The organism is Thioalkalivibrio sp. ALE19, assembly GCF_000428605.1.
Classification (GTDB): domain Bacteria; phylum Pseudomonadota; class Gammaproteobacteria; order Ectothiorhodospirales; family Ectothiorhodospiraceae; genus Thioalkalivibrio.
In genome coordinates, this window is record NZ_AUAG01000001.1 from 130,564 (window position 1) to 144,384 (window position 13,821).

The following is a 13,821-nucleotide window of genomic DNA, read 5'->3' on the forward strand; positions in this document are numbered from 1 at the left end:
ACCCATGGAATTCGAAACAAGAACCTTTACTATTTGCACTCCATGACCCAAGCCACCACCAGCACCGGGGCCCGCATGCCCGCCTTCCGCCGCCCGCGGCTGCCGCTCAGCCCGTGGTCGCTGGTGGCGGTGATCACCGCGCTGGTCCTCGCCCTGCCGGTGCTGGTGATCTTCGGACACGTGTTCATCCCCGCCGGCGAGGTCTGGGAACACCTGCGCCAGACGGTGCTGGCCGACTATGTCACCAACTCCCTGGTGCTGCTGGTCGGGGTCGGGATCGGCGTACTGCTGATCGGCGTGCCGGTAGCCTGGCTGATCAGCATGTGCGAGTTTCCGGGCCGCTCGGTCTTCCAGTGGGCGCTGATGCTGCCGCTGGCGATGCCCGCCTACATCATCGCCTACACCTACACCGGCATGCTCGACTTTTCCGGGCCGGTGCAGGGGCTGATCCGCGAGCTCACGGGGCTGGGCTACGGTGAGTACTGGTTCCCCGAGATCCGCTCGTTGGGCGGCGCCATGGTCATGCTGCTGCTGGTGCTCTACCCCTACGTCTACCTGCTCAGCCGGGCGGCCTTCCTGGAACAGTCGGTCTGCGTGCTGGAGGTCTCGCGTACTCTGGGCGCCGGCCCCTGGGAGGGCTTTCGCCGGGTCGCACTGCCCCTGGCCCGTCCGGCGATCATCGCCGGGCTGACCCTGGCACTGATGGAGGTACTGGCCGACTACGGCACCGTGGCCTATTTCGGTGTCAGCACCTTTACCACCGGCATCTTCCGCACCTGGTACGGCCTCGGCGACCCGGCGGCGGCCGCCCAGCTGGCGGCCGTGCTGCTGAGCTTTGTCTTCATACTGATCCTGCTGGAGCGCTGGTCGCGCGCGAAGGCCCGCTTCCATCACACCAGCCGGCGTTATTCCACGCTGCCGCGCTATCGCCTGCGCGGCTGGAAGGCGACCGGGGCGTTTCTGGCCTGCCTGCTGCCCATCCTGTTCGGCTTCCTGATCCCGACGGCGCAGCTGGCCCTGTGGGCGGTACAGACCACCGATCAGTGGATGAATCCGCGGTTCTACGGTCTGGTGTTCAATACCTTCTGGCTGGCGACTGCCGCCGCGATCATCGCCGTCGCCCTGGCTCTGGTGCTGGCCTACGCCCAGCGCATGGAGGGAGGACGGATCACCCGCGTGGCGGTGCGCATCGCCGGCATGGGCTACGCGGTACCGGGCACGGTGATCGCCATCGGCATCATGATCCCGTTCGCGGCCTTCGACAACGCGCTGGACAGCTTCATGCGCGAGACCTTCGGCGTCAGCACCGGACTGCTGCTGTCGGGCACGGTGTTCGCGCTGCTGTTTGCCTACGCCGTGCGCTTCCTCGCGGTGTCGCTGCAGACCGTCGAGGCCGGACTGGGCAAGATCCAGCCGAGCATGGACGACGCCGCGCGCTCGCTCGGCCTGCATCCGCTCAAGACCCTGTGGCGGGTGCACATGCCGATCATGCGCGGCACCCTGCTGACGGCACTCCTGCTGGTGTTCGTCGACGTCCTCAAGGAACTGCCGGCCACGCTGATCCTGCGGCCGTTCGATTTCAACACCCTGGCGGTGCGCGCCTTCGAGCTGGCCGGGGACGAACGCCTGCGGGAGTCGTCCAGCGCCGCCCTCGCCATCGTGCTGGTGGGGCTGGTTCCGGTTATCCTCCTGTCGATGACCATCGGGCGCTCGCGCCCCGGCCAGGGCGCCGAAACCGCGCAGGCCACCACCGACGACCCCGACCGCCGCCCGCGTTCGCGGCCGCTGGCGATGCCCGCGGGCACGGCCGCGAACCCGCGCGCCGACGACCCACAGGAACGCTGATGCAGGTACCCCATACGCCGCTTCTGGATCTCGACCACGTCGACATCGGCTACGACGGGCAGCCGGTCGTCCACGACGCCTCGCTGCAGCTCCCGGAGGGCCAGATCGGCTGCCTGCTGGGCCCCTCCGGCTGCGGCAAGACCACCCTGCTGCGTGCGATCGCCGGCTTCGAGCCGGTGATGCGCGGCGAGGTCCGCCTGAACGGTCAGGCCATGAGTCACCCGGGGTTCACCCTGCCCCCGGAAAAACGCGGTGTGGGCATGGTGTTCCAGGATTTTGCCCTGTTCCCGCACCTGTCGGTGGGCGACAACCTGCGCTTCGGCATCCGCCACTGGAGCCGCGAAGCCCAGGACGAGCGGGTCCGGCAGCTGCTGCGGCTGGTCGGCCTGATCGGCTATGAACCGGGTTACCCGCACGCCCTGTCGGGCGGGCAGCAGCAGCGCGTGGCGCTGGCCCGCGCGCTGGCGCCGCGGCCGGGCCTGCTGCTGCTGGACGAGCCGTTTTCCAGCATGGACGTCGAGCTGCGCGGCGAACTGGCGCGCGAGGTGCGCGAAATCCTGCGCGCGGAGAACACCACCGCGGTCCTGGTGACCCACGATCAGAACGAAGCATTCGCCTTCGCCGACCGCATCGCCGTCATCCACGAGGGGCGCATCGCCCAGCTGGACAGCGCCTACAACCTCTATCACCGCCCGGCCAACCGCTTCGTCGCGGATTTCATCGGCGAAGGCACCCTGATCCCCGGCATGGTGGAACCAGGCAATCAGGTCGACACCGCCCTGGGCCACCTGCAGGGCCCGCTGTCGGAGGCGCTGCCCCCGGGGACCGCAGTGGACGTGCTGGTTCGCCCGGACGACATCGCCATCGACAACGAGAACGGGGAGGTCCGCACCGAGGTGCTGGACAAGGCCTTCCGCGGCGCGGATTTCCTCTACACCCTGCGCCTGCCCGACGGCCTCAGCGTGCAGTGCATGGCACCGTCCCACGACAACTTCGTGATCGGGGAGCATGTCCGCCTGCGCCTGGATTTCTCCCATCTGGTGGTATTCTCGCGGGAAAGCGGCGTCGACTGCCCGAGCGGCTGACCCTCGCAGGAAACGAGCGAGCGCGGAACCCGCAGCCCGCGTCCGGACTCGGAAGAGAGACCCGTCAGGCCTGTCGACACCCATTCGGCCCTTCCCCCGTGATCGCGTGACCCGCCATCGATGACTTCCATCCCCGTTCCCGCCCGGTTGTGCCGTCCCTGCCTCGCGGCCCTGCTCGCGCTGCAGCTCCTGCTGGCCGCACCGGCGGCGGGGGACGAACGTCCACGCCTGGCGCTGGAGGGCGGCACTGCCGAACAGCGCGACAACATCGAGGCGACCCTCAACATCGCGCGCCAGCGCTGCGAGCTGCCCGAATTCCGCGAAAGCCGGGTGCTGCGCGACGCCGAAAGCCGCGCCCGCGACGCCCTGCGCGCCATCGGTTACTACCATCCGGAGCTGGAACTGTCGCTGGACCGAGACTCCGGCCCCTGCTGGACCCTGAACCTGGACTTCGACCCCGGCCCGCCGACCACGGTGGAGTGGCTGGACCTGCAGGTGACCGGCGAGGGCCGCATGGACCCCGCATTCGAGGCCATCCTGATGCAGACGCAGATCGCCACCGGCGACGTGCTGCGCCATGACCGCTACGAGGCCCTGCGTTCGCGCTTCACCCGGGTGGCCGCCGAACGCGGTTATTTCGATGCCGAGCTCACCATGCGCCGCCTGGAGGTGGACACCGAAGAGCGTACCGCGTCCATCCGGCTGCACATGGACACCGGACCGCGCTACCAACTGGGCGAGATCCGCATCGAGCAGGACATCCTGCGCGGGCGTTTCATGCAGCGTCTGCTGCCATTCGAGCCCGGCGAACCCTATGCCTCCGCGCGGATCATCGAACTGCAGCGCAATCTCAACAACAGCGGCTATTTCGAATCGGTGCGCGTGCGCCCGCTGCGTGACGAGGCCGAGGAGCGCCGGGTACCGGTGATGGTTGAACTGGAGCCGCGCAACCGCCTGGCCTTCGAGGCCGGCATCGGCTACTCCACCGACATCGGCCCGCGCACGCGCTTCGGCATGGAAAACCGCTACGCCAACCGCCGCGGTCACCGCTATACCGGCGAGGTGGAGGCCTCGCCCGTGCGTTCCGGCGTGGCCTTCAACTACGAGATCCCGCTGCGCGACCCGCTGCGCGAACGCCTGAACCTGTTCACCTCGTGGCGGACCGAGGACACCGGCACCCAGGAATACGACCGCTTCCAGCTGGGTGCCAGCCGGGTACTGCAGCGCGAGTCCGGCTGGCAGACCACCGAGATGGTGCGCTACGAATACGAGGATTACACCGTCAGCGATCAGACCGACACCTCCCGACTGCTGATCCCCTCCTACCGCGTCAGCCGGACCGAGGCCGACGACCCGATGACCCCGCGCCGGGGCTACCGCCTGGAGGGCACGGTCCAGGGGGCCGCGGAGGAACTCCTGTCCACCACCAGCTTCGCCCAGGTGCGCGGCAACGCCCGCTACATCCGCGGTCTGGGACCGGGTCGCGCGCTGCTGCGCGCCGATGTCGGCTTCACCGAGGTCGATTCGGTGCGGGAACTGCCCAGTTCCCTGCGCTTCTACGCCGGCGGCGACGGTTCCATCCGCGGTTATGGCTACCAGAAACTGGGGCCGAAGAACGAGGACGGCGACATCATCGGCGGACGACACCGCCTGGTGGGCAGTGCCGAATACGAGATCCCGGTGGTGGGTGACTGGAGCGCGGCGATCTTCGTGGACGCCGGCAACGCCTTCGACGACTTCTCCGACTTCGACACGGTCTACGGCGCGGGTGTCGGCGTACGCTGGCGCTCACCGGTGGGTCCGATCCGTCTCGATCTGGCCCACGGACCGGATTCGGACGACGATTTTCGCATCCACTTTTCCATGGGGCCGGACCTTTGAGCCGCTGGCTGCGCATCGGCGCCCGCGCGACCGGCATACTGGTCCTCCTGCTGCTCGGCGTGCTCGCCGGCCTCGCCGCCCTGCTGTCCAGCGAATCCGGGACACGCTGGCTGGCCGAACAGGCCGAACGCCACGCCCCGGTAGATCTGAGCATCGCGGAAGTCGAGGGTACGCTGTTCCGGGGGTTCGCCGTGCGCGGGCTCTCGCTCGAACTGCCGGAAGGACCCTCGATCGCGGTCGACGAGGCACGGGTGGCGCTGGACCCGGCGGGACTGCTCGCCGTCGATCTGCGCCTCGGCGAACTCGGTGCGCGCGGGGTGCGGGTGGATCTGCCCGAGACACCGGATGACGAGGCGGACGCACCCGGGGAACTCCCCCTGCCCCTGGAACTGCCCGACCGCATCCGGATCCCGCTGCTGGGCGTCCACCTCGACCGGGTGCATCTGACCGACTTCCGGGTCACGCGCGCCGGCGAGGAACTGTTTGCGATGACACGCATGCAGGCGCGACTGAGCGCGCGCGGCACCCGCTTCCACCTCCACCACCTGGACCTGGCCCTGCCGGAACCGGAACTCGAACTGAGCCTGCATGCCCGGCTGCGGGCCCGCGGCGACTATCCGCTGGAGGCCGGAGGCCGGTGGTTACTGCGGCTCCCCGATGCAGCCGGCGACCTGCTGGAGCGTGACGACGCCCGGGGCTCGCTGACGGTCGAGGGCGAACTGCTGCAAAGCCTGCACCTCGACCACGTGGTCGAGGCCGGCCCGCGGATGGAGACCCGCGCGACCCTCCACCGCGCCCTCGCGGATCCGATGCTGGAGCTGGAGCATGCGTGGGAAGCCTTCGAGCTGGTGCCGGATCCCGAGACCCGGCTGGCCATCGATGCCGGCCGGCTGCGTGCCAGCGCCACGCCGGACGAATGGGACCTGGATCTGACCGCCGGCGCGCGCATGAAACCCTGGCCCGCACTGGACCTGCTGCTCGCGGCGCACGGCGACCTGGAATCCGCCCGCCTGGAGACCCTGGCTCTGCGCTCCGCGGCGGGGAACCTCACTGTCAGGGGCGACGCGGGGTTCGCCGATGACCTCACCTGGGACCTCGGTCTGGACCTCGACGCGCTCGACCTCGCGGCGCTGGAAACGGCACTGGACGACATGCCTGAGCTGGATGCCGGAATCCGGCGCCTGAGCGCAACCAGCCGGGGACGCCTGGCACCGGGGGCGGAGAACCCGCTGGCCGCGCTGGAGGCCGCGGTCACCCTCACCGAACTGGACGGCCATTTCGAAGACCAGCCACTGTCCGGCGAACTCGACCTGCAGCTGGCCGAAGGCCGGGCCCGCTTCGAGCGGGGACGTTTCACGCTGGGCGATGCCCGCCTGACGCTGCAGGGTCATCTCGAAGGGCTCCAGGCCGCCGCCGACGACCCCGACACCCGCTGGCCATTCGACCTGCAACTCGAGCTGGAAGACGTCGACGCCTCCGCCTTTCGGGCCGGGGCCGACGCCCGCCTCGAACAACTGAGGCTGGCGCTGGACGGTGCACTGAACCCGGCCGAAGCCGACTTCGACGCCAGGCTCGAGATCGCGGCGCTGGATGCCACCGCGCGGGGCATAGGGGTACTCGGCGACGGCCGCATCGACCTCGACGCCAGCCGCGCCCGAATCCGGGCGCTGAACCTGCACAGCGATCCCGGGGCCCGACTCGCCCTGAGCGGCGAAGTCGGCTACGCCGAAGGGCTGGACTGGGCACTGGACCTGCAAGCCCGGGATCTCGATCCGGGACTGGCCGCCCCCGAGTTCGCCGGCCGCCTGGCGCTGGATGTGGACACCTCCGGGCATCTGGACCCGGAGACCGGGCCCCGTGTCGAGGCCCGTATCCGGCGCCTCGACGGGACCCTGCGCGACCAACCCGTTTCGGGGCAGGGCCGACTGCATCTGGCGGACGAGACCCTGGAAATCCACGAGCTGATCCTGGGGCTGGGAGCGAACCGGCTGAACATCGACGGACGCGCGGCCGACTCGCTGGATCTCGACATCGTCGTCAACGCCCCTGAACTCGACGCCCTGATGCCGGGCCTCGGCGGCGTGCTGAACCTGAACGCCCGTGTCCGCGGCGATCTCGAAGCCCCGCGTGTCACCACCCGAGGCCGGGGCGAAGACCTGCGTTTCGATGGGTTTGCCGTGGAGAACCTCGAACTGGACGCGGACGCGGGTCTGGCCGAGACCGCCCCGGCGGAACTCGATCTGCGCCTGCGCGGCATCGAGACCGACGGCGTGCGCCAGGTGGGGCATCTGCAGCTGACCGCCAACGGCACGGCCGGCGACCACCGGGCACGGCTCGACGTGGATACCCCCGAATTCGGGCGGCTGGAACTGGGACTGGGCGGCGGGCTGGACACCGAGGCGCTGCACTGGAGCGGCCGCATCGAGCAGCTCGCACTCGACCAGCCGCTCGCCGGCCGCTGGTCCCTGGCGGAGCCGGTGGCGGTGGAAGGCGGTCCCGAGTCGGCTCGCCTGGAACGGCTGTGCCTGCAACGCGACGGCGGCGAGATCTGCGCCGAAGGCCGCCTGGACCCCTCCGGGGAGGCGAGCTTCGCCGCCCGCCTGGGAGCCATCGACCTGGCCTGGCTGGAACCGCTGCTGCCCCCGGAACTGGCGCTGCAGGGCACCGTGGATGCGCAGGCCGACGGGCGTCTGGATGCCGACGGCCGGATGGATGCGGATCTCGCGGTTACCCCGAGCGATGGCGTTTTGCAGGTACGCGACGGGGACGACCTCCTGCAGGAGGTCCCGTGGCGGGACACCCGGCTGACGGCCCGGGTGCGCGACCGCGACGTGGATGCCGAGCTGCGCATGGACTTCCTCGACAACGGCATGGCCCGGGCCGATATCGCCCTGCGCGAGGAAGACGGGGTGACGCGCATTCAGGGCGACCTGGAGGCGCGGCTGGAGGATCTTGCCTGGCTCGCAGCCACCAGCCCGGAGATCGAGAACCTGCGCGGCGCGTTCGAGCTGGCGCTGGAGCTGGACGGGCCGCTGCAGGACCCGCTGGTGGAGGGCGGGCTGCGCTTCCACGACGGCGGGGTCACGATCCCCGAGGCGGGCATCGACGTGGCGATCCCGGAGCTGCGCGCCGATGTGCTGTCCGCGCGCGAGATGACGATCAGCGGGGCCCTGGAGTCCGGCGAGGGCCGGATCGACCTGGACGGCCGTGCCGATCTCGGCGAGGACGGCCCGCAGGTCCTGCTGCGGGTCGACGGGGAAGACTTCCTCGCGGTCAACCGTGCCGATGCGGAGGCCCTGATCGAACCGGCCCTGCGCATCCGCTTTCGCCCGGACGAGGGCCTGGCGATCCGTGGCGGTATCAGCGTGCCGTGGGCGCGCCTGCGCCCGCCCGACCTGCCGCCGGGCGCGGTGCGGGTATCGGGCGATCAGGTCATTGTCGGTGAGGAAGAGGAGCGTCCGGCGGCGCTCCCCATCGATATCCGCGTGCGCCTGCATCTGGGCGATGACGTACGTTTCGACGGCTTTGGCCTGACGGCCCGCTTTGCCGGCGAAGTGGACGTGGAACAGGTCACCGGGCGCCCGACGCAGATGTTCGGCGAGATCCGCATCCCCGAGGGCGAATACACCTCCTACGGCCAGGACCTGCAGATCGACCGCGGCATCCTGCTGTTCCAGGGACCGCCGGAGGCGCCCGATCTCGACCTGCGCGCGGTACGCCGGGTGCCCGAATACAACGTGACCGTGGGCCTGGAGATCGGCGGCACCCCGGAGGCCCTGCGCAGCCGGATCTTCTCCGAGCCGCCGATGGACGAGACCGAGGCCCTGTCCTACCTGCTGACCGGCCGGCCGCTGTCCGGGGCATCGGAATCCGACGGCAACATGCTGGCCGCGGCCGCCGCCGGCTGGGGCCTGGAACAGGGGGCGATGATCACCCAGCGCATCGGCACCGAGCTGGGCCTGGACGAGGTGGAGCTGGACACCGAGGCCGGCCTCGACCAGAGCGCGCTGACCCTGGGGCTCTACCTGTCGCCGCGACTGCTGCTGCGCTACACGGTCGGGCTGTTCGACAACACCTCGCGGGTGCTGCTGCGCTATGAACTGACCCGTTCGCTGAGCGTGGAGACCTCCTCGGGCAGCGAGGGCCAGGCGATCGACCTGATCTACCGTCACGAGCGCTGACCCCGCCCCGGACCGGGGCTGCGGGCCATGCACCTGTTACGCCGAGATATCCCGTGCGATAATTGCGGGAGTTGCCCCGACATGCCGGAGGGCCCCTTGCCGGATTCCACCGAACCGCCGCTGTTTCGCGACGAGGATCCGCCCGCCGCCGCCACCGAAGAACGCGCCTGGCGGGTGCTGATCATCGACGACGAGCCCGAGGTACACCGCGCGACCCGGTTCGCCCTGGGCGACGTCCGTTTTCAGGGACGCCCGCTCGAGTTCCTCAGCGCCTACTCAGCCGCCGAAGGGCGGCGCGTGCTCCAGCAGCAGGACGACATCGCGCTGGTCTTCCTCGACGTGGTCATGGAGGACGACCACGCCGGACTGGAACTGGTGCGGGGCATCCGCGAGGAGATCGGCAACCGCGACGTGCGCATCGTGCTGCGCACCGGCTACCCGGGGCTGGCCCCCGAGTACCAGGTCATCGCGGATTACGACATCAACGACTACCGGGTAAAGACCGAGCTCAGCGCGGAGCGGCTGTACGCCACCACGCTGGCGGCCCTGCGCGCCTATCGTGACCTGATGATCGTGCACCGCAGCGAGGAAGGCCTGCGCTTCATCGTCGATACCGTGCCCCTGCTGCTGCGCGACCGTGAACGGCGTCGCTTTGCCGAAAACATGCTGCAGCAGCTGGCCCGGGCGCTGGATGTCGCGCCGCACGGCGCGGTGATCGAGGGAACCGATCCCCCACGACTGCTGGCGGTCGCCGGCATCGACGCCGCTCCGGGCGAGGCGCTGGACAGCCAGGGGTCGGGCATGCCCGTGTCGGCAATTCGCCGCAGCCTCGAACGCGGCATGGGCGATGACGGCAACGGGGATCTGTTCGTGCATATCGGCTCGGGCGAAGACGAGGCACCGGCGGTGATCTGGCTGCATGTGGGGCGGCCACTGGAATCGGTCGAGCGCCAGCTGCTGCAGGTCTTCGGCATGAATCTGGGGGTGGCGCTGGACAACCTGTCACTGTACGAGCGCACCCGCCAGCTGGCCTTTTTCGACACCCTGACAGGGCTTGGCAACCGTGCGCTGTTTGCCCAGCAGCTGGATGCGCTGATCCAGCGCAGCGCGACGCCGGCAGAATCGCTGAACCTGCAGATCGCGATGGTCAACATCGTGCGCTTTCGCGAGTTCAACTCGGTCCTGGGGCGCGCCGCGGGGGATCGTCTGCTGGTGGCCCTGGGGCAGCGGCTGGTCGAGCATTTCCCCGAGGCCCATGCCGCCGGTCGCATCAGCGGCGACACCTTCGTCCTGCTGCTGCCGGCGGACACCCCGCCGGAACGCCTGTTCCAGGCGACCGCCGATCCCTTCGACATCGTCGACACCCCGCTGCGCCTGGAGATCAGTGCCGGACTCACCCGCTACCCCGAGGACGGCACTGACGCCGAGACCCTGCTGCGCAACGCCGACGTGGCCCTGGGCCTGGCGCGGCGCGACCACCCGGGCGAGATCGCGGCCTATTCGCGTGCCATCGACGAGGGGCTGGCACGTCGCCTGAACCTGCTCCAGGACCTGCGGGGCGCGGTGGAACGCGACGAACTCATGCCGTGGTTCCAGCCCCAGATCGACCTGGCCACAGGCGAGACCGTGGGTGCGGAGGTCCTGCTGCGCTGGCGTCGCCAGGGCGAACTGGTGTCACCTGCGGAGTTCATCCCGATCGCGGAATCCTCCGGTCTGATCCGGCCGATCGGGGAACGGGTGCTGGAACTCGCGCTGGAATACCAGCGTGCGCTGGCCCGTCGCTACGACCGCCCTTGCCGGCTGAGCGTCAACCTGTCCGCGATGCAGCTGGCGGACGAGGAGTTTCCCGCCCGCCTGCGCCGGCTGCTGCGCCGCCACGAGCCGCTGGAAGCCCCGCTGGAGATGGAGATCACCGAAACCGTGCTGATGGAAGACGTGGACTCCAGCATGGCGAGCCTGGACGCCCTGCGCGAGCTGGGCCTGGAGCTGGCGATCGACGACTTCGGCACCGGCTACTCGTCCCTGGCCTATCTGCGGCGCGTGCGTCCCGACCGCCTGAAGATCGACCGCGCCTTCATCACCCCGCTGGAGACCAGCGAGGACGCGCGCAGCATCACCCGCGCGATCATCGAACTGGGGCATCATCTGGGCATGCGGGTGATCGCCGAAGGGGTGGAGACCCCGGCGCAGCGCGACCTGCTGCTGAGCATGGGCTGCGACGAGGGGCAGGGCTTTCTGTGGGCCCCGGCCCTGCCGGCCGACGAATTCAGTTCGTGGCAGGCCCGCCCCGCCGGGGGAGACGCAGGATGAAGCGGGCGCCCTGACCCGGCTCGCTCTCCACTCGCACGCTGCCGCCCAGGCGCCCGGTCACCTGGTTCCAGACGATGTGCAGACCGAGCCCGCTGCCGCCCTGTGAGCGGCGGGTCGTGAAGAAGGGTTCGAACACCCGGGAACGCGTCGCGGCGTCCATGCCCTGTCCCTCGTCGGCGCACTCGATCTCCACCCAATCATTGTCCAGCACCCGGCCACGCAGCCATACCCGGCAGCCCTCGGGACAGGCATGCTCCTCGACGTTGATCAGCAGGTTGGTCAGGATCTGCGACAGGGACCCCGGCCAGGAATCAAGGATCACGCCTTCCGGAATCGCGTTCGCCACCTCGATCCCGGCGCGTGACAGGCGCGGCGACAGCCCGTGCAGCACCTCGTCGACAAAACCGCGCAGCTCGAATTCGCGCCGTTCGTCGCGCTGGCGGTCCACCGCCACCTGCTTGAAGTCGCGCACCAGACCGGCCGCCCGCTCGAGGTTCCATGCCACGATGTCGTGGCCTTCACGCGCGCGTTCCAGCAGCCGCTCCAGATCGGAACGGGTCATCTCGCCCGCGGAGTAGCGGCGCTGCAACGTATCCAGATCCGACTTGAGCTGCGAATCCGTGGTCATCGCCACGCCCAGCGGGGTGTTGATCTCGTGTGCCACCCCCGCCACCAGAGAACCCAGTGCCGCCATCTTCTCCGATTCGACCAGCTGCGCCTGGGCGGCCTCCAGATCGGCATAGGCCCGGCGCAGGCGACGATTGAAATACAGCACGATGGCAAGGATCACCAGGGCGACCCCGGCGACCAGGGCGGCCAGCCGCAGGGCCCGCCCCCAGTCGATGTCCTCCTCGATGGTGATCGTGGTCCAGCGCTGCTGGATCGCCGCCGCCTCGGCCGGGGTCACGCTGTCCAGGCCCCGGTCGAGGATCTCGCGCAGGCGGCCCTCGCCGGGCTGCACCGCGAGGCGCAGGCGCTCGTCCGCGCCCTCGACCGTGGAAGCGACCTCCAGCAGTCCGGCGTAGCGCGCCCTCACCGGCCCCGCTACGACCAGCAGGTTGTCCAGGGCGACCTCGGCGTCGCCATCGGCCACCGCCCGCAGCACCGCATCGGTGGAGGGGCGCTCGACAATCTCCGCGTCCGGCTGCTCACGCCGCAGATCGGCCAGCATCCCCGAATCGGCCAGCACCGCGACCCGCCGACCCGCCAGATCCGACAGTAAGCCGACGGACGGGCCGTCCACCGTGGTCACCAGCGCCAGCGGGATCTCCAGATAGGGACGGGTGAAGTCCATGAATTCATCGCGTTCCGGGGTTTGCTGCACGCTGGTCAGCAGATCGACCTCGCCGTCCCGGAACAGGCGCACGGCCTCGCTCCAGGAGTCCACCGGGACATGCTCGAAGACCAGCCCGGTGCGTTCCGCCACGTGCCGGAGGAAGTCCGCGCTGATCCCCCGATGCTGGCCCTCGGGGCCGAGGTCGTCGAACGGCGGCCAGTCCGGGGTGGCGGCGTAGCGGATTGCGCCGTGCTCGCCCAGCCAGGCGCGCTCCTCGTCGGTCAGCTCGACCAGCCGTCCGGTGCCCCAGGCCGTCACTGCGTCCGCCATCCACGGACGCCGAAGCTCGGCGTGGGTGGGATCATCCATCGCCTCCAGTTCCCGGTCGAGCGTATCCCGCAGCGCCGCATCCTCCGGGCCGGTCACGAAACGCAGGGAGCCGGTGGCAAAGGGCAGTGGCCCGCGCACCTGCAGGTTGGCGAGGCCATGGCGTTCCGCGACCCAGGCCATCACCAGCAGGCTGCCGGCCCATGCCTCCACCTCGCCGGTCGCCACGGCCCGCAGCGCGGTCTCGGCGTCCGCAAAACGCTGCAGATCGATCTGCGGATGGGCGTCGGGGATCAGCTGATCCAGGGCGTGACCGCGTTCGACCGCGAGGCTGCGGCCCGCGAGGTCCTCCAGACGGCGCAGGTCCTCCGTGTCCCGCCGGGTGACCAGAACGACGGGATTGTCGACATAGCTTTCGGTGTAGTTCAGCGCTTCGGCGCGGCCCTCGACCCGCGCGAAGGAGCCCGCGACGTCCGCGTCTCCGGTCTCCATCGCCTCCAGGACCGCGTCCCAGTCCGGGACCACCACGGTCTCCAGCTCACGACCCTGGCGCTCGGCGATCAGGCGCAGGTAATCCGAGGTCAGCCCGGACCACTCGCCCCGATGGTCGAGATACTCGAACGGGGGCCAGCCCGTCTCGGCCACGGCCACCCGCCACGGCTCGTCCGCAGCGTGCGCGGGGACGGCCGACAGCAGCAGCCCGGCCAGCAGCCAGGCGAGCGCAAAGAAAGCCGCGACCGACCGGAAGCAGATGGTACGGCGCGAATTCGGACCCCGGCGGAATGCGCTTGGCATGACCCTCCCTGTCGCGGCAGCGGACGACGCGCGCTCGGCGGTCATCGCGATTTTCCGGGAGCGTACACAAAAAAACCCCCGACCGCGAAAGCGGCCGGGGGTCCGGCACTCCGATCCGGAG

Annotated in this window: 6 protein-coding genes; 5 read left to right on the plus strand and 1 reads right to left on the minus strand. The window is 69.9% G+C overall.

The window, feature by feature from the left end:
- Positions 1-42 precede the first annotated feature (42 nt).
- The 5 genes from F787_RS0100675 (at position 43) to F787_RS0100695 (ending at position 11,302) form a co-directional block, all read left to right on the plus strand.
- A complete protein-coding gene (locus F787_RS0100675; RefSeq protein ID WP_019569517.1) occupies positions 43-1,845 on the plus strand; it encodes an iron ABC transporter permease in 1,803 nt (600 codons plus the stop codon).
- Positions 1,845-2,930, plus strand: coding sequence for an ABC transporter ATP-binding protein (locus F787_RS0100680; RefSeq protein ID WP_019022744.1), 1,086 nt, complete (start codon positions 1,845-1,847; stop codon positions 2,928-2,930). Before F787_RS0100675 ends, F787_RS0100680 begins: the two co-directional genes overlap by 1 nt.
- A 120-nt stretch (positions 2,931-3,050) precedes the next feature.
- Positions 3,051-4,811 carry an autotransporter assembly complex family protein gene (locus F787_RS0100685; protein WP_369774270.1) on the plus strand — a complete coding sequence of 587 codons (1,761 nt, stop codon included), beginning with the start codon at positions 3,051-3,053 and terminating at the stop codon, positions 4,809-4,811.
- Entirely contained in the window at positions 4,808-8,992 is a 4,185-nt protein-coding gene (locus F787_RS0100690; protein WP_028491010.1) for a translocation/assembly module TamB domain-containing protein, read from the plus strand. The genes F787_RS0100685 and F787_RS0100690 overlap by 4 nt, the downstream gene beginning before the upstream one ends.
- A gap of 96 nt (positions 8,993-9,088) precedes the next feature.
- Entirely contained in the window at positions 9,089-11,302 is a 2,214-nt protein-coding gene (locus F787_RS0100695; RefSeq protein WP_028491011.1) for a bifunctional diguanylate cyclase/phosphodiesterase, read from the plus strand.
- Here the strand turns inward: F787_RS0100695 and F787_RS0100700 are convergent.
- Positions 11,259-13,700 carry a transporter substrate-binding domain-containing protein gene (locus F787_RS0100700; RefSeq protein ID WP_028491012.1) on the minus strand — a complete coding sequence of 814 codons (2,442 nt, stop codon included), beginning with the start codon at positions 13,698-13,700 and terminating at the stop codon, positions 11,259-11,261. The genes F787_RS0100695 and F787_RS0100700 overlap by 44 nt on opposite strands.
- Positions 13,701-13,821: the final 121 nt, after the last annotated feature.